This is a genomic window from Desulfobaccales bacterium (assembly GCA_041648175.1).
Taxonomy (GTDB): domain Bacteria; phylum Desulfobacterota; class Desulfobaccia; order Desulfobaccales; family 0-14-0-80-60-11; genus 0-14-0-80-60-11.
Window position 1 is genome coordinate 60,819 of the sequence record JBAZPO010000016.1, and the last position, 17,929, is coordinate 78,747.

General features: G+C 55.9%; 14 protein-coding genes. 5 read left to right on the plus strand and 9 right to left on the minus strand.

Features of this window, described 5'->3' with window-relative positions; genetic code table 11:
* Positions 1–41 precede the first annotated feature (41 nt).
* Positions 42–2,675, plus strand: coding sequence for a glutamate synthase (locus WC600_14505; GenBank protein MFA4903941.1), 2,634 nt, complete (start codon positions 42–44; stop codon positions 2,673–2,675).
* 319 nt (positions 2,676–2,994) lie between these two features.
* Here the strand turns inward: WC600_14505 and WC600_14510 are convergent, their stop codons facing one another.
* Together WC600_14510 and WC600_14515 are read right to left on the minus strand one after the other, a co-directional pair.
* Positions 2,995–3,642, minus strand: coding sequence for a PEP-CTERM sorting domain-containing protein (locus WC600_14510; protein ID MFA4903942.1), 648 nt, complete (start codon positions 3,640–3,642; stop codon positions 2,995–2,997).
* Between the two features lie 289 nt (positions 3,643–3,931).
* Positions 3,932–4,822, minus strand: a complete 891-nt coding sequence (locus WC600_14515; GenBank protein MFA4903943.1) for a hypothetical protein — start codon at positions 4,820–4,822, stop codon at positions 3,932–3,934.
* Positions 4,823–5,135: 313 nt separating this feature from the next.
* Here WC600_14515 and WC600_14520 point away from each other — a divergent pair, with 313 nt between their 5' ends.
* The 3 genes from WC600_14520 (at position 5,136) to WC600_14530 (ending at position 8,894) form a co-directional block, all read left to right on the plus strand.
* The gene (locus WC600_14520; protein ID MFA4903944.1) at positions 5,136–6,104 is read left to right on the plus strand and encodes a sulfite exporter TauE/SafE family protein; all 969 of its coding nucleotides are present in this window, start codon (positions 5,136–5,138) and stop codon (positions 6,102–6,104) included.
* Positions 6,105–7,440: 1,336 nt separating this feature from the next.
* Positions 7,441–8,199, plus strand: a complete 759-nt coding sequence (locus tag WC600_14525) for an alpha/beta hydrolase (GenBank protein MFA4903945.1) — start codon at positions 7,441–7,443, stop codon at positions 8,197–8,199.
* Positions 8,200–8,252: 53 nt separating this feature from the next.
* Positions 8,253–8,894, plus strand: coding sequence for a cation transporter (locus WC600_14530; GenBank protein ID MFA4903946.1), 642 nt, complete (start codon positions 8,253–8,255; stop codon positions 8,892–8,894).
* A gap of 127 nt (positions 8,895–9,021) precedes the next feature.
* On the opposite strand, the gene WC600_14535 is transcribed toward WC600_14530, so the two are convergent.
* From WC600_14535 to WC600_14565, 7 genes are all read right to left on the minus strand, one after another.
* A complete protein-coding gene (locus tag WC600_14535) occupies positions 9,022–10,107 on the minus strand; it encodes a deoxyhypusine synthase family protein (GenBank protein MFA4903947.1) in 1,086 nt (361 codons plus the stop codon).
* A 31-nt stretch (positions 10,108–10,138) separates the two neighbouring features.
* Positions 10,139–11,017, minus strand: a complete 879-nt coding sequence (gene speB, locus WC600_14540) for an agmatinase (GenBank protein ID MFA4903948.1) — start codon at positions 11,015–11,017, stop codon at positions 10,139–10,141.
* A gap of 1 nt (position 11,018) precedes the next feature.
* Positions 11,019–12,386, minus strand: coding sequence for a sigma-54 dependent transcriptional regulator (locus tag WC600_14545; GenBank protein MFA4903949.1), 1,368 nt, complete (start codon positions 12,384–12,386; stop codon positions 11,019–11,021).
* Between the two features lie 131 nt (positions 12,387–12,517).
* Positions 12,518–13,186 carry an alpha/beta family hydrolase gene (locus WC600_14550; protein MFA4903950.1) on the minus strand — a complete coding sequence of 223 codons (669 nt, stop codon included), beginning with the start codon at positions 13,184–13,186 and terminating at the stop codon, positions 12,518–12,520.
* A gap of 224 nt (positions 13,187–13,410) precedes the next feature.
* Positions 13,411–14,139: a hypothetical protein gene (locus WC600_14555; protein ID MFA4903951.1), complete on the minus strand. Its 729-nt coding sequence runs from the start codon at positions 14,137–14,139 to the stop codon at positions 13,411–13,413.
* Positions 14,140–14,184: 45 nt separating this feature from the next.
* Complete coding sequence (locus WC600_14560; GenBank protein MFA4903952.1) at positions 14,185–14,784, minus strand: hypothetical protein; 600 nt, start codon at positions 14,782–14,784, stop codon at positions 14,185–14,187.
* Between the two features lie 47 nt (positions 14,785–14,831).
* Complete coding sequence (locus WC600_14565; GenBank protein MFA4903953.1) at positions 14,832–16,319, minus strand: thymidylate synthase; 1,488 nt, start codon at positions 16,317–16,319, stop codon at positions 14,832–14,834.
* 412 nt (positions 16,320–16,731) lie between these two features.
* On the opposite strand from WC600_14565, the gene WC600_14570 reads away from it, so the two are divergent.
* Positions 16,732–17,799: a GAF domain-containing protein gene (locus WC600_14570; protein MFA4903954.1), complete on the plus strand. Its 1,068-nt coding sequence runs from the start codon at positions 16,732–16,734 to the stop codon at positions 17,797–17,799.
* Positions 17,800–17,929 lie beyond the last annotated feature (130 nt).

The following is a 17,929-nucleotide window of genomic DNA, read 5'->3' on the forward strand; positions in this document are numbered from 1 at the left end:
GAACTTTGAACCTTGAACTTTGAAATATATCGGTGAACCCTATGAAAAATATCCCTAATTTTACCCATCCGGGCCTGGCCCTACTCAACACCCGCCGCGATTTCACCAACCCGTATCCTGATGGCCGCATCCAAAAGGCCGCGGACGAAGGTGGTTGCGGGGTCACCGGCTTTGCCGCTAATGTCCCGGTGGCCGGCCGTCATATCTTTCAGCCCTCGGTGCAGATGCACAACCGGGGCAACGGCAAAGGTGGCGGTATTGCCGCGGTGGGCCTGGATGCCGACGCTTTGGGAGTCTCCCAGGAAACTCTGGATGAGGATTACCTGATTCAGATCGCCTACCTGGACGCCGAGGCCCGGCACCAGGTGGAAGCCCGGTTTATTGACGCGGTCTTTAAGGTAAGCCACGCCCGGCACCAACCCACCATCAAAGACTGGCGGGATTTGCCGGGCCTCATGGTCAAGCCCCCGGAGGTCTGGCAATACTTTGTGCGGGTGAGGCCCGAGGCGCTGCAGCATTTTATGCAGCGCCACCGGCTTTATGAAGTCCCCTGGCGCAAGGTGGAAGACGAATTCGTCGCCCAGAATTGTTACAAGCTGAACGAGGCCTATTACGCCTCCCTGGGCGAAAAAAAGGCCTTTGTGCTCTCCCAAGGCCGCAACATGATGATCATCAAGGTCGTGGGGTACGCCGAAGAAGCCGCCCTCTATTACGATCTTCTGGATTTCAAGGCCCACATCTGGATCGCTCACCAGCGCTACCCCACCCGGGGCCGGGTGTGGCACCCCGGCGGCGCCCACCCCTTTGCGGCGCTCAACACCGCGTTGGTGCACAACGGCGACTTCGCCAACTACTATTCCGTGAGCGAATACTTAAGCCAGCGCCACTTCTATCCCCAGTTCCTGACGGACACCGAAGTGGCGGTGTTGACCTTCGACCTCTGGCATCGGCTCTATGGCTACCCCCTGGAGTATGTGATCGAGTCCATGGCCCCCACTACGGAGCGGGACTTCGACCTCCTGGATCCGGAGCGCCAGAAAATTTACCGCCATCTCCAGACCACCAATATCCACGGCTCCCCGGATGGCCCCTGGTTCTTCATCATCGCGAGGAACGACCCCGACCGGAAACGCTTCGAACTTATCGGCATTACCGACACCTCCATGCTCCGGCCCCAGGTCTTTGCCCTGCATGACGGCGAGGTGCAGATCGGCCTGGTCTGCTCCGAGAAGCAGGCCATTGACGCCACCTTGGAAAGTCTGGCGGCGGAAGACCCGCGGTTCTGTCCCGTGGCCGACCTCTATTGGAACGCCCGGGGCGGCAGCGCCACCGACGGCGGTTCCTTCACCTTCTCCCTGGAAAGCCAGAACGGCCATATGGCCCTCAGTTGCCACGACAAGTTCGGCAAGCCCAAAACCGTGCCCTGGCATCAGCGGCCCTGGGATGGCACCAGGCTCGAGATCAACGTCAGTGACGACTCGGAATTAACCCGGCTCATCAAGGCTAACCTGGAAGATGGCAGCGGCAAAAAACTCTTCCATTGGGTTGAAGGACGCGCCCCCATGTGGTCATATGCCGATTTCCGGGAAGCCCTGGAAATAACGGTGGCCCAGGCAAAACTCGGGGATGACTCCAAGGCCGCGGCCATCAACGGCCTGACCCTGCTGCTGGACCGGCGCTATGACCCGGGGGACAAGAAACGGAGCCACTTGCTACACCTGATCAACGAGTCCCTACTCAAGATCTTTCAGGCCACGCCTCCTCTGGGTGAGCCCCATGACAGCCGCTACCGCTGGATCGATTTCGAAACCCGGCAACGTTTGAGCGCTCCGCCTCGGGACGACGCGGTGCTGGTCCTGGATGCCCAAGGCTTTCAGCCGGAAGGTGACGACTGCGATGCCCGCTTCCTGTGCCGGGCCTTCGAGCTGGGCTGGCGGCAGTTCCTCACTTACGGTTCCAAGGGTCAGCGCTTCGTGGGCTGCGGCTTCGGGGCCGACACCGACGAGGTTCGCATAGACGCGTACGGCAGCACCGGGGACTATTTGGCCTCGGGCATCGACGGCATGGCCATCTATATCCACGGTAACGCCCAAGACCAGTTGGGGCAGATCATGAAGCGGGGCAAGCTGGTGGTCTACGGCGACGTGGGTCAGACCTTCATGTACGGCGCCAAGGGCGGGGATGTCTACATCATGGGCAACGCTGCCGGCCGGCCCTTTATCAACGCGGTGGGCCGCCCCCGGGCGGTGATCAACGGCACCGCCCTGGACTTTTTGGCCGAATCCTTCATGGCCGGCGATCCCTTTGCCGGCGGCGGTTTTATCATCGTCAACGGTCTGGAGTATGACACCCGGGGCCACATCCGCCCCCAGCGCAACCCCTATCCCGGCGGCAACCTCTTTTCCCTGGCTTCAGGGGGCGCTCTCTACATCCGGGACCCCTACAATCAGGTAGTGGACGAACAACTAAACGGCGGGGAGATCGTGCCGCTGACGGACGCCGACTGGCAGCTCATCCTGCCTTACCTCCAAGAGAACGAGCGCCTCTTTGATATCTCCATCGACGAGGACCTTCTGACGGTGGAAGGAATGCTGCTAGCTCCGGATCAGGTCTACCGCAAGGTCCAGGCCGTCAAGCTGGCGGTCCTCACCAAGATCGAAGACGCCTGGGAATAGGCTAAAGGCAAAGCTCAAGGGCGGACCTGATGGGTCCGCCCTTTTTTTGGGCTGCGGCGGCGGATAATACCAAGTTGCGCTCATACAGGTAATTTTGTTTTTGTAGGGGCGGACCTATGTGTCCGCCCTCATGGTGGCCGAACATGCAGGTACGATCCTACAAAACCGAAGCTATTTTTACTTCTATGGACGCAACTTGGTATAAGACTCTTATCGGTCAAATCTCTGATTCGCGGCGCAGTTCTATTGCAAATTTGGTTAGCAATACAAAAGGGGTTCTACCGGCACCTACCTTGCCGAGGGTAAAAAGAGAAACTTCTCAATAAAATCTCCGCCTCAGCCCGACCAGACCCACCAGTCCGGAACCAAGAAGCAACACGGCGCCGGGCACCGGTACTGCAGTAACGTCTACGGTAAACGACCCCGTATTGTCACTCCAACTCCCTTGGGAATCTGCAACCCCCAGATAAAGGCACCTTGCCCCCGCAGGCACGACCGTCTCCTGAAACAGAAGGGTATTGCTGGTGCCGTCCCCGATGAAAAAGGTCTGTTGGAGGGGGGGAGATTGAGTGGCGAAATTGCGGCTGTTGGGATCGGTCCAGTAGTCCAAGGCCGGTGGCACGGGTGAGGCAACGCTGTCCACAAAAACTCCCACCAGGGAACCCCAAGGGGCGACTATAGCAGAAAGGTTTTCGGTGTTTGGGGTGTAGGAATAAACATTATTTGTGGAAGCGCCGTCAGGCCCGTACTCAGGTCCGCCAATTACCGTTCGGACTGACCCGTCCGCGAAAAATCTTAGACGGGAACCTGGGTCATAGGGAGTTACGTCTACGCAGACCGGAGAGCTGGGACTTGGGGTTTCCCCGAGCAGAAAGGTGTTGGATGCACCATCGACAATCACCGTCGCGCCAGCCGCCGGCAGGGCCGACATAATGACCATTAAGACGATTAACACCAGACGTTGCATAGTTTTCTCCTCCTAAATGTATTTAATAAATTATTTTGATTAGATTATCATATATATTATAATTTACAATAAAATGTAAATATATTGCGAAAATTTTTAACAAAATGATTACCACCATCTCTTCTAAACACCTCCGTTTATAGCGATTACGAAGGCCGTCAAGCTGGTGGTCCTCACCAAGATCGAAGACGCCTGGGAATAGGCTAAACGCAAAGCTAAAGGGCGGACCTGATGGGTCCGCCCTTTTTTTGTTAAAAATCAGCCTTGCCGGGAAGCCAGGTCGCGGGCCTTAAGCCCCTAAAATTTCCATCAGCCCGACCCGGGGCAAATACTTATGGTAATCGGAACCGTGATTTTCCAGGACGAATTTGAGGTACGCGATATTTTCTTCGATGGTCTTCCGGTTTAAATCCTGGTCCAGACCCCACCACACCCGGAAATGGTCCCGCATATACCGGTCCATGTTCCTTAAGTCAACCAGACGGGACTGGGTGAATTCCCAAAAAGCCGGAGTTTTTTTCAGGAGGTCCAACTCGGACTCAAATCCAGGGACCTTGCCCTCCTGGAACTCCCGATAAAGGAAGGGCAGCCGCTCCAGATAGGTGCGATCAGCCATCTGTCCCAGGAGGTCGGCAGTTCCCAGCATGCAGCCCACCGCCTGATGATGCGCGGATTTAAACGGGATCTCGTTTATCTTCACATTTAGACCGGTGCAATGCACGCAGCACCGGCAGTAGTCTAAATCCAGAGAGGGAAACCCCGCCTGGGCGAAATATTGTTCCATGAAGGCCACACTGCGGTCCACATGAACGAGGGTGTACTTGGCTCCGGTCCCCCCCACGTCAGCGTCGCTTTGAATATAACCGGTATCGTGAAACAGTGCCGCGATCAGCCCCAAGGCCATGTCCCGTTCCGGCAGGGTCAGGCCGTTGAGCCAGGCCCCGTGCATCAGGCGGGCCATGGCCAACAGGCAGGCAGTGGTATGCTTTAAATCATGGTACCAGGTATTGCACTGCTGATATCCCGGATATTCCCCCCGGAAAAGCTTGAGCACATCCTGAAAGACCCGGTCCAGGGTCGTGAAATCAAACTGCGGATGCAATACCCCAACAATGCGGCACACTTCCTCAACCACTGCTTGAGGCTCGGCCATGAAGATCAAGTCTTCATATCTTGCCATCACGCTTTCACATTTTGCCAGGCTATTCACGGGATCGGCCTCCCTGAAAAGCGTTCCGTTATCGGCAACAAGGGTTTTAACAATGGGGGTCAGGAAATATTGAGCCATTGGCTTTAGCATATAAAACCTGCCCGGCAACTCAATTAGGGATTTGCTAATTATTGCGATCCAAATCCCTATTTTCGACCTAAGGGATTTGATCAGAAAATGCAGGTTATTGACCTTTCCCTTTTCTGGACCACACACCAAATTATCCCTTGACAGCGATATCAATTCTCCTTAACATTGTGAATAAATTAACAAGAGGTGGGGCATGCTCTTTCCCGTGTCCGGCGTGGAAGTCAACCCGCTTATTCCGGCCCTCGTCGCCCTGGTCGTCTCCACCTTCACCTCCATGGGGGGGGTGTCCGGGGCTTTTCTTTTGCTCCCGTTCCAGGTGAGTGTCCTCAATTTCACCAGCCCTTCAGTGAGCCCCACCAACCTGGTCTTTAACATCGTGGCCATCCCCAGCGGCGTCTATCGCTTCATCCGAGAGGGCCGCATGAACTGGCCGGTGACTTGGGTGGTGATTCTGGGAACCCTGCCCGGCATCTTTGTTGGCGCGATTATCCGGGTCAACTGGATGCTCAACCCCAGGAATTTCAAGCTCTTCGTGGGTTGTGTGCTGCTATATATCGGACTGCGCCTCCTTTATGAGCAGACCCCCCGGGCCAAGCGCAAGAAGGGCAAGATCCTGGAGTTCGAAGCCCGGGTTCAGGAGCGCTTGAAGAAAGTCTTGTCGGAGTCGGGCCACACCACAGGGCGGGGCCTGCCCCTCGCGGCCCGGGTCAAGACCGTGAGTTGGAGCCTGAAAAGCGTTACCTATGAGTTCCTGGGGGAAACCTTCACCTTCAATGCCCCGGCCCTGTTTCTCCTGGCCCTGGTGGTTGGCCTCATAGGCGGCACCTACGGCATTGGCGGCGGCGCCATCATCGCCCCCTTCCTGGCGGCCATCTTCGAACTACCCATCTACACCATCGCCGGGGCGGCGCTCTTGGGCACCTTCATCACTTCGGTGGCCGGGGTGGCCTTTTACTCGATGATTGCCCCCCATTACCCCAATATTGGGGCGGTGGCCCCGGATTGGGCCTTGGGAGCGCTGTTCGGGATCGGCGGGTTTTGCGGCATGTACTTCGGCGCCCGTCTCCAAAAATTCTTCTCGGCGAAGCTAATCCGCATCGGCCTGGGGGTGGTCATTTCCTCCCTGGCGCTGCGTTACATCGTGGGGTTCTTTACCGGTTAATCTCATCTCCCTGAATTGGTCTTCTGATAATACCCCGCCCGCTGGCAGGATTAATTTGCTTGGTATGGCAGGTAAAAAGGAATACCATAGAGCCTCTTACAAATATCTCCCTGCCGGTCATTCTGAGGGAAAGAAGCAACCCAAGCATCTCATATAGCGTTTGCCAAAAGTTTTTTCCGTAATTAGGAGATACTTTAACACCCCACCCCCCCTAACCCCCTTCTGGTAAAGGGGGGAACTATAAGGAATTACTTATAAAGTCCCCCTTTGAAAAAGGGGGATTTAAAAATCAGCCAGCGGCATAAATTTATGGCAAACGCTATAAGTGACCAAACGGCTTTTTGCAAGAACCTCTCCTGGCAATAAGTATATTTTATTATTTCAAAAATAAGTGGCGTTAATTCAACGGGGTAATCAATTCTACAATGCCATCTTTTATGGCATGGTTGCAACCCGGATCATGTCCGCACTTACAAAAGAAAAGTCTGTCACCTTTCTCATCATTGCTGGATGCCATCGCAGTTTTGAGTTTATGCTGTCTCCATGACTTGCCGGGATAAGAGCGGTTCACTGCTGGCCAACCTGAGGAAAATCGGCAGACTCCAGCCGTTCCGCCTGTGCCGTGTCCCGGCACGAGGATGCCGGCCCAGCCTTAATTTATTGATATTAAAGACTAAATATTACGAAAGCCCGATTATTACCCTGGGACAAGCGCGGGACAAGCGCGTGACAACCCTGGCACCGCCTCGACCGGAACGCGCTTGCACGCGGGTTTAGACCGGGTATATGGCGAGGATACCTCGGCAATGTCCCGGCACATGTACCGGGTTTACCCGTCCATTCGGCCCGCGCCCGGCCATTTTCAGCGATTTTTGGGGTATTTTGGAGGGACTAAAAGCCATTTTTAAACCGTTTTTCTCTGTCATCATGAACGAAGCGCAGGCTCTTATAGTGATTGAGCCTCTTGCAAAAGTCGCGTTGCAGTCGAAATCTTATCTGGGCGTTGATAAATTCCCCGGTGGCACAGGCGTCTCGCCTGTGCGAATCGAAGTCCCCCTTTGAAAAAGGGGGATTTAGTTTAGGGGGATTTGGATTTTCACGGTAAAACCCGCGGCCTCGGCATTTTTGCAAGAGGCTCGATTGCCAAAAGAGTTTCTTGCAAAATTACCGGACATTATGTGGTCGCAAGCTTTAGCCTTGTATTGAGAAATTCGCCGGTAGCACAGGCTTTCCAGCCTGTGCTTATGTCATATATACGGTTTCGACCGTAAAGAGACTTTTGCAAGAGGCTCCATAGGCTATATCCTTGCCGGGCCTAACTGGCCCAGAGGCTGCCATGATCCTGGAATTTTCCGAAAAGGGCATCGTCTTTTTTCCCGATCCGCATCTGGTCGGCACGCCCCAAGATGTGGGCCTGGAATACGAAGACGTCTGGTTTGAGGCCGCCGACGGGATACAACTCCACGGCTGGTGGGTGCCCGCCGCCGGGGCTCCGGTCTTGGTGTGGTTCCATGGCAATGCCGGCAACATCAGTCACCGCTTGGAGAATATCCAGTTGCTGCATGACCTGGTGGGGGTTCAGGTCTTTATCTTCGACTACCGGGAGTACGGCCGCTCCCAGGGCCGCATCAGCCGGGAAGGGACCTTTACCGACGCGGCCGCGGCCTACCGCTTTGTGGCCGAGACCCGCAAGGTGCCGGCGGGGGACATCGTCCTGTTCGGGCGCTCTCTGGGCACCGCACTGGCCACGGACCTGGCAGTTAAGTATCCCTGCCGCGCCCTGATCCTGGAGTCGGCCTTCACCAACTCCTCGGACATGGCCAAGATGATGGCCCCCTTCCTGTTCGACTGGCGTCCGCGGGTGCCCTATGACAATCTGGGAAAAATTGATAAAGTTAAGATGCCGCTGCTCATCATCCACGGCGAGGACGATGAGATCATCCCGGTGGAGATGGGCCGCCGGGTCTTTGCCGCGGCCAACTCACCCAAGGACCTTTACATCATCCCCGGGGCCCACCATAATGACACCTATGTGGTGGGCGGAGAAGCGTATTTCAACCGTTTGAAGGGTTTTATATTTCCGGTGGAGAAATAATTTCGGGATCAACCCATTAAGGAATGGTGCGTGAGACGCACCCTACATCTGATATGACCAATTTCCAGCGCAGGGCTTTACGCTTATCCTATTTTACCATCGCCTACAACGTGGTGGAATGCATCCTGGCCATGGTGGCAGGCTTTCTGGCCGGCAGCATCGCGTTGGTGGGCTTCGGGTTGGACAGCCTGGTGGAGTCCCTGTCAGGGGGAGTGATGATCTGGCGGTTTTCCCGGCACGAGGGTCTGAGCCCTGAGGAAGAAGAACGCCTGGAACGCAAGGCCATCCAGATCGTGGGTTATACGTTTTTTATCCTGGGGGCTTATGTGCTCTATGAGTCTTTAAAGAAGTTAATCTGGCAGGAAATCCCCGCTCCCAGCCTTTTGGGCCTCGGTATCGCTTTGGCCTCCATCATCGTCATGCCGGCGTTGTTCTACCTCAAATATCAGACGGGAAAATCGATGGGCAGTAAGAGCTTGATGGCCGACTCCAAGCAAACTCTGGCCTGCGCCATGTTGTCCGTGGCCCTGCTCGTCGGCCTGGGGCTCAATTATTGGTTCGGCATCTGGCAGGCCGACCCCGTCATCGGGCTGGTGATTGTCGTCATCCTGGCCCGGGAAGGCTACCAGGCCTTAAAGGAAAAAAAGCTCTGCACCTGCGCCTCCTGCGGGGTGCCCCCCTCCTCCGGCCCTTGACTCCCCTCCGTTTCCCCGGTGCCGCCCGGATAAATCCCCAATCGATAATAGGGTTTCCCGCCTGGAAAAATAGGAAAACCCTGATTGTCCCGCCTGCTCTTTACTTGTAGGATTAACTTCAGGCTGGTCACGCCGGGGTCAAAAACGGTTTAGCCAATCGTTGGATGACACCCTCAAGGAGGAGGGGCCAGGCAATGGTAGCGTCACACAAGACCTCGGCGTACCGGCCCCCATCTTCCGGGGAGACGAACTTGCCCCACGAGACCCCTTCCTTGAAAGTGCAACCGCTCAATCCCCCCCAATGGGCCGGCTCCGGACAGAGCCGCACGCCATAGTGAAACCGCACTTCCGGTAGATCCAGATTCAAGCGGGAGTGCAGCAACTCCAGATAGGGCGCCACCTGTTGAGCCCAGTTGCGAGGCACGCCGCCGCCCACCGTAAAGATTCCCAGTTTCGGAGAGACCAGGGCTTTCTGGGTATAGGCGGCCAGGTCCAGGAAGGGGTTGAATTTCAGGGAGACGGAGCCTAAGGCTGCGGTGATGTCCTGCCCCTCGGCCAGGGCCCGCCGCACCATGAAGCCCGCCAGGTCCAACCCCAACTCGGAGTCGGTGAAGGCCGGGATGAATACCGGCACCCCCTTCAGATAGGCAGAACGCAAAATGCCGGGGCTGTCGGTGTGCTCGGCCAGATACTTGCCCAACTCCCGGCAGATACTGGCGGAGGACCAGACCTGGTCCGGGTCGAGCCCCTCCAACACGGCACTGAAAACGTCTTCGGCATAATCCAGGTTGGCTTCCATCTCCAGGGTGTCATAAATGCGGTTGTAGCCCTGCTGGAAGAGCTGCCGATCCGACACTTGTTCGGGATACTTGTAGTGCGCCCGACCCAGAGTTTCGATGAAGCCGTGGGCGATAAGGGCCCCGGTGGTGATGATTACCTTAAGCCAACCCCGGTCGATCATCTCACAGATCAACAGGCCCATCTTGGCGACACTCATGGCGCCTGAGAAGGTGCCGACCATGGCGCACTCCGGGTCCCGCACCATCTGGGTCAGGACTTCGGCGGCTTCTCCCAGACTGCGGCCGCCGAACGCAGTCTTACTCATAGCCGCCAACAACTCGTCAAAATCCCTGACACTGGTTATATCCAGGGGCTCCAGAGGGGTGAGACCATCCTTGGCCCCATCGTGAAAGTCTTCGTGCTTCCTTCTCATTATCTATTTCCTGTCTTCAAACCGAGAAATGTCATTTCAAGCGGGAGTGATAAATATAGCCTAATGCCTTGTACAACAAGCGGGCCGCGGTGAATTCGCTCACCCGGTGGCCGGGGATGGGGGCCAGTTCCACCAGATCCAGGCCGACAATGGGTCCCCTTTTCGCCAGGGTTTCAATAATGGTTAACACCTGCCCGTACGACAAACCGCCGGGTTCCGGGGTACCCACCGCGGGCATGATGCCGGGGTCCAGGGCGTCGAGATCGATGGAGAGATATACCGGCCCCGAAATGCCTTTGAGGTGTTCCAGAGTCTGATCCCAGCCCGCGGGAGTGTTGAGATCCCGGGCCGGAAAGACCTTGAGGCGCGGGGCCACCCGGAGGAGTTGGTACTCGTCCTGGGAGTAGCTGCGCACCCCTAAAAGGTTCAAGGGCCGGCCCAGTTCATAGAGCCGCCGCATGACGCAGGCATGAGAAAGTTTGCTGCCGTCGTAGCTCTCCCGTAAGTCGGCGTGGGCGTCTAACGCCACCACGGTGAAATCCGGGTAGCGGGTTTGCACCGCCTGCACCAGGGCCACGGTGATGGTGTGTTCGCCCCCCAGGGCGCAAATGAGCTTCCCCTGGGAAACCCAGGGCTGCACCACTCGCTTGATTTTTTCCAGCATGGCTTGGGGGCCGGCTACTTCCGGGAGAATAGGCTGGGCTGTGGCCAGACGGATGGCGGCCGAGGGGTCCCAGTTATGGTCCTCGTCCCACAACTCCACCTGGCGGGAGGCGGCCAGGATGGCCTCCGGGCCTTCCCGGGTCCCCGCGCCATAGGTGGTGGTGGCTTCATAGGGAATAGGCAGGACCACCGCCTCGGCTTCTTTGACTGGCAAGGACCTCAGGTCCAGGAAGTTTAACGGCGCCATTTTAACTTTCCTCCGGCTCCACGTCTTTCAATTCCATCTCCTTGAGGCGGCGATACAGGGTGGCCAGGCCGATGCCCAACAGGCGGGCGGTCAGTTCCTTGTCGCCCCCGGTCTTTTTCAAAGTCTGGACAATAGCCTGGCGTTCGATCTCCTCCATGGAGGACCCCACTGGCAGGACGATCTTGTCGTCTGCCGGGGAGTGCCGGCGAATCTCATCGGGGAGATCTTCAACTTCCACCATGTTGCTGGCGCACAGGGCTACCGCCCGTTCCAGCACGTTCTGAAGTTCCCGCACATTGCCCGGCCAGGCGTAGCTCTTCAGCGCCCGCATGGCGTCGGGGCTGAACCCCATGAAGGGGCGATCGTTTTCCAGGCAGAACTTGTCGAGAAAATGCAAGGCCAGCAAAGGGATGTCCTCCACCCGGTCCCTCAGAGGCGGAATGACCATGTGGATGACGTTCAAGCGGTAAAACAGGTCTTTGCGGAAGCGGCCCTCAGACACCTCGTCTTCCAGCTTCCGGTTGGTGGCGGCAATTATCCGGACGTCCACTTTGAGGGTCTGGGTCCCCCCTACCCTTTCGAATTCCCCCTCCTGAAGCACCCTCAAGAGTTTTACCTGGGTAACCGGCGGCATCTCGCTGATTTCATCCAGGAACATGGTGCCGCCGTCGGCCAGTTCAAAACGGCCTTTGCGCTGCTGGATGGCTCCGGTGAAGGCGCCTTTTTCGTGACCGAAGAGCTCCGATTCGATAAGCCCTTCCGGGAGCGCGCCGCAGTTCAGTTTAACCAGGGGTTTAGGCCGCCGGGGGCTCTGGTGGTGAATGGCCTCAGCGATGAGCTCCTTGCCCACGCCGGATTCCCCGGAGAGGAGCACGGTGCTCTTCATGGGCGCCACCTGGCCGATCAGGTGGATCACTTTAAGGAGGGTTGGCGCCCGGCCGATGATGCGACCGGTGGGGCCGCGGTCCTGGAGGGCGTCCCGCAGCCGCTGATTCTCCACCAGGAGCTTTTGGGTCTCCAGGGCCTTGCTCACTACTTTACGCAGTTCCGCCATGCGAAAGTCTTTGGTGATGAAGTCGTAAATGCCCCTTTTTATGGCGGAGACGGCTTCGTCCACGGTGGCGGCGCCGGAGATCATGATGGCAATGGCTTCAGGGCGCAAGATGCGCAAAGCCCCGAACAGCTCGGTGCCCTCCATGTCCGGGAGCTTCAGGTCGATGATGGCCAGATCCACGGTGTGACGCCGGACCTCATCTAAGGCCGTAGCCCCGGTGCCCGCGACATGGATCTCATGGCCCAACTTCTTTAAGCCGGTTGCCAACGCCTCCCGAGTGGCGGCGTCGTCGTCTACGACGAGGATAACGCTCATAATTTGAAAGACCGTTTTTGGTTTTTGGTTTTACGTTTTTGGTTTTTCGTTATCGGCAGGCAGGAATTACAGCCTATCAAAGTAAGCTAATTTTTTGCGAAAAACGAAGAACGAAAAACGATAAGCCGCATTTAAAGGCTGTCCAGCCAACCCAGGATCACCCGGGTAATCTGCGGCAGGATCTCCGGGGACATGGTGTGCCCCCCTGACTCAAAGGAATGGCCAACGCCGGGAATAACGTGGAGATCACTCCGAACCGGCATCTGACCCAACACTTTGCCCAGGAGGTCCATGCGGCAAAAGGGGTCACGAGCGCCTTCGATGAACAACGCCGGGCACGGCAACTGATAGAGGGACTGATCCCGCAATTTCTCCGGCTTTCCTGGAGAATGCAGCGGATATCCCAAAAAGATCAAACCGCTAGCTCCCACGTCTTTAGCCACGATTTGGGCAGCCAGACGGGCCCCCATGGATTTGCCGCCCAGAAAGAGTTCCAGACCCTTGAATTCATCCAGTTGCGCCACATATTCCAGGACCAGGCGAAAGACTCCTTCCAGGACTTCGTCCGAATCGGGGTGTTTGTGGCCGTCTTCGGCATAGGGAAAATTGAACCGGACCGTGACCAGCCCCGCCTTCGCCAGATGCTCATGGAGTCCTCTGAGGAGCGGTTGGTCCATGTTATTGTTGGCCCCATGGGCCAGAATCAGGACTGCGTCCATGGTGGCAGTCCGGGGCACCCCCACGACCGCTCGGATGGTCCGTTCCGGTCCCACCGGCAGCGTAATGTGACGAATCTCCATATTCCTTAGAACTCCGCAAAAGAAAAAATTGGCAGCCTGTCCCGGGGGAGAGTTTACCTTGTTTTCCTTCATTAACTCAAGCAGTTAATTTTTGTCAGGCGGAATAATTTCAGAAATCATTATTATTTTCAATTGGTTAACTGGCAGTCAGGGCCCTGGCACATACCCCAAGACTGAATGGGGGGACACGCAGGTCTAACCCCGCTCATGCGTGCAAAGTGTTGTTAAGCCAGTAGCCGGTCGGCATCGTCTAAGAGCATGCGCCGGGGCTGCAAATCCGCCAGATCGCGCCACAAACCGGCGGCATCCTGCCAAGCGACCACGTGCTCCCAGCCGCCCAGGTGCACGAGACGGCAAAACCGGGAGGCCAGGGTTCGGAGACGCCGGGCCAAGAACCGTTCCCGCCGCAACATTTCTTTAGTGCCTGAGGTGAGCAGCCGCCGGGGAGAGCCCGCCAATGCCAGACGGGCCTGGTGAAACTCCGCGGCTACGAACTCTGTCAAAGTGCCAGCGCTCGTGGCCAAGAGGGCCTGGAGATTGGCCAGGGTCAGAAGTTCCGAGCCATATCGAGGCAAGTGGCGCCGGGCCAAGCCCCCCAGGTCCAGGGGGCGCCAGGGCACCCCAGTACTGCGCTGATAATCCCGGGCCGCCCTTACTTCAAAGGGCAGGGCCACCTGGGCCACAAGACGCTGGATGGCCAGGTGCCGGACCGCGGCCGGAGGGAATTGGGACAAAACCTTGGTTAACTGCCGCTGCCAGCCGGAACCATGCTTGAGGCGGTAGCGCAGGGAAAAAGGACTGATCTCCACGGTGACGATATCCGGCTTAAGATGCACCAGGAGCTTCCCGGCCCGGGCAAACCCTAAGGGGTCGCCGTGAACCGTGCCGATGAGGATAAGGCTCTGGTCTGCAATGAGGTTCGAAATGGCCGGTTTCCGCGGGAGAGTCTGCATTTACTTTTATACCGAACCCTTGTGGGCGGACACGCTGGTCCGCTCCTACAAAAGACCATCCGGTGAATCCATTTCCAGCACGGAAAGCGGATCGATCAGCGTCAGGTCAGGGTTTTTCCCCAGGTTGTCCCAATTGAGATCATGGTTATCAACCGGCACAGGAACCCAGGCAAAGGTGATATGCACATGGGGCAGGATAGACAATTTTTTGCCGGAAAGTTTCGAGATTACGGCAATGGTTTCCCCTTCCGCAACGGTTGACCCGATTTGAAGAGAATCCCGCGGGATGGTGTGGCCATAAGCCGAATAAAGCTGCCTGCCGTGGCCGTCAAATATCGCATGGCTGATATAGATGGATTTGCCGAGAAAATCCGGAGCAATTTTGACGATCTCACCCGCAAAAGCCGCCGCTAGCTTCGTGTGAGGCCCCAAGTTTTTAATACTGCCGTTGACCTCTTCAAAACTGCACAGGTCCAGACCTTCATGGGGGGTAGCCCTGCGCCCCTGATCGCCCCACCATTTATCTAAAGAATTAAATAACATCCCCGGAAGAAAAATCCATTGTTTAAAATTATCCAGGTGCGGCCGGTTGTTGACTATCAGAGAGCGGAAAAACGGGCTTTTGAGGTCAGGTGCGTTCGACATTAGAGGTTCATAAAGGTTTCAAGGGAGAGATGTGGTTCGCTTTTCCTTTAATCCTGCACGAACTCCCGGCCATCCTTCAGGGCCATCTCGGCCTTGGCCAGTTGGCGCCCCAGGTAGATGGCGTGGTTGATATCGGAGATTGCCCGGTCCCGGGCAATCTGTTGCTGGAGGGAGGCGGCCTTCTTTCCTCGATATTCCCTTAAGGTCACATCCTCGAAGCGGTGCTCTACGATGATTTCCCCTTCATCCAGCGTAATTCGAAAATAGCCCATGGGGTCCATTCGTACCCGGTAACGGAGCTTGCCGATTATTGACATGGCTCTATCTAGTTCCCGAGGGTCTAAACTAATAGAATGGCTAATTACAGTAATTGCTCCAATAGGCATACCGACTTGTGAAGCAACGAACTTTTGAATAGCCATTAGGCCATAACAGTTGAGAAGCCAACCGTCAAGAACATTATGAGTACGGAATGTAGCAGTTAAAGTTAGTTTGGCTTCAAATTTCCTAAAGAAAAGTGATACGAAACAAGGATGCCCTCCAACTCTTAATAGATCTCTCCTATTATCCCATAAAGTAAAATAGGCTTTTCTATCTTCTGAATCTTTTATTAGCCGTAATGCACATTCGGTTAATCCATCAAATCCAAAATATGATCTTAACCGATGACCATAATTGTAAGTCTCATCAGGTCTTAATTCCACTCTATGTATAAGCGGCAGGGTCAATTGTCCTTTAAAAAATCCCTCATCAAGCGTGGCAGGCTTCCTATTTAACCTACTATCAGCTTTTAGTATTCCCTCTTGATAAAGCCTAAGTTTATCTGAATCGAAATTGTATGCCTGAAGTTTTGATTTTTCTTCGAATTGTGGTTTTTCAATCACAGCCTTAACATTCTGAAGTTCGAGTCGGTCGCCTTTTTTTAATGTCACACGTTGTCCAAAACGAATGAATAAATATAATAATTCCTTCCAGGCTTCTAATGGGGTTTCTTGAATCACTTGGTGGCCCCGGGGATTGCTGGGAAAGTATTCCAGCTCCACTTCCGGCAGCGGTATTTCTATACGGTCTGCCACCTGGATAGCCAGTGGTTGGTAATCGGCAAAGAATTCTCTGATCCGCCTCAAGGTCGCCTCGTCCTGAGGGTCCCCCAGCGAGACCGGTTGGAGCGGGCGGAGAAATTGGTCCGGCCGCACCAGGTCGTCCATGATCCTCCGGGTCTGGCGAATACGGGCGGAAGCCACGGTTATACCAGGCTCCGGGCTGCGGTAGCGCACGACGGCCGAATCCACAGACTCCAGACCCAACTCAAAATAATTGGCTAACTCCTGCCGTGACCCCGACCGATCATGCCCGCAGATGAGCAGGGTTTGAATCTGGGGATTATACAAAAGGTTCCGCAGCATTTCCCGCAGGCCGTTGCCGTAGAGGGTGCCGAAGACCGCGATGGGGCTGGTAGCCGGGTCCAGGAGGTCCTCCCTGGCTTCCCGGAAGCGCTCGATGACATAATCCGGTTTGGACCACAGGGTCACCACGCCGATGGTCCCGTGGGGATTAATGATCTTGAGGCGGTCGCCGAAATGCAGGGGGATGAATTCCATGTATTTCTTTTATACCAAAATCCACGGCTAAAAAGAGCCAAAATAATATTAGGTCGCGCTGAATCTGCGGATGAGCGAAACCGCCCGCGGCCGATGGAACCTACGCCACATTTTGATGGGAATGGCGTTAAGGCTGACTCTCGCGGGGGCTTTCCCTAGGGCCGTTTTTAAAAATATTTCCCCGTGGGCGCAAAAGTGATATGATTCTACCCTGAAAGAAACTATGGTCAGCAACCTTGCCGGATGGCCGGAAAATGGTTAACAGTAAAACATGTAGAGTCATATTCTAAGCGAGTCTTATTAATTTCCTTGCGGCACACCGAGGATTAACAAGGGAGGGGCAGCGATGATGGCGTTTAAAGAACGGATGTATCTCCGGAGTTTTCAGGAGATCAGCAAGATCCTGAGCTCCACCCTGGCAGTGGACGAGGTGTTGGATCACATCGTGCGGCAGATCACTGAAGTCATGAATTTAAAAGGAGCTACGATCCGCCTGGTCAACCCCAAGACTAACCGGTTGGAGCTGGCCGCAGCTCATGGGTTGAGCGAGCGTTACCTCAGCAAGGGGCCTGTGGACGTGGACAAGAGTGTCACCGAGGCCTTAAGTGGCCGGCCGGTGGCCATTTATGACGCATTCACTGATCCTCGGATGCAGTATCCCGCGGAGGCCAAGGAAGAAGGGATCGCCACCCTGGTGGCCGTCCCCATGGTGTCCAAAGGCAAGGTTATCGGCGTCATGCGCCTGGTGACCGCGGAACCCCGGGAGTTCACCATGGAGGAAGTGGATTTTGCCTGCGCCGTGGCGGAACTTGGGGCCCAGGCTATCAGCAACGCCAAGATGTATGAAGCCCGCACCCGGGAACTTAACTTCCTCAAGGGCCTCCTTGAGGTCTCCAAGGCGGTCAACTCAGCCCTGGACGTGAAAAAGGTCCTCAATCTCCTGGTGAAAACGGTCACCACGGCCCTGGACATCAAAGGCGCCGGGGTGCGCCTGCTGGATGAAACCCGGCAGCAGATGCAACTGGTGGCCTCATACGGCCTGAGTGACCGCTACATCACCAAAGGGCCGGTGGGCACCGATAAATCCATCACGGACGCCATGATGGGCAAGGCGGTCTCCATTTACGATTTGCACGACGACCCCCGGGCTACCTACGTCAAGGAATCGGTGGAGGAAGGCATCAAATCCATCCTTTCGGTACCCATCAACCTCAAAGGCACCGTCATCGGGGTCATGCGTATCTATACCAGCGAACCCCAAGATTTCAGCGATGATGAAATTACCTTCATCTCCTCCCTGGCGGAGCAGGCGGCCCTGGCCATGGAAAACGCCCGCCTCTACCAGAAACTCAAGGGCGAATACGAGGAGTTGATGGGCGATCTTTACCGCTTCACGGGCTTTACCCGGTTTTAGCTGAGGGTGCGGCAGGCTTGTTCCCTCCTTTTGGCAAAGGGGGGCTAGGGGGATTTTATAACCATCTGAAAATCCCCCTAAATCCCCCTTTTCCAAAGGGGGACTTTAACCGCCATTTTGCATTTTAAGC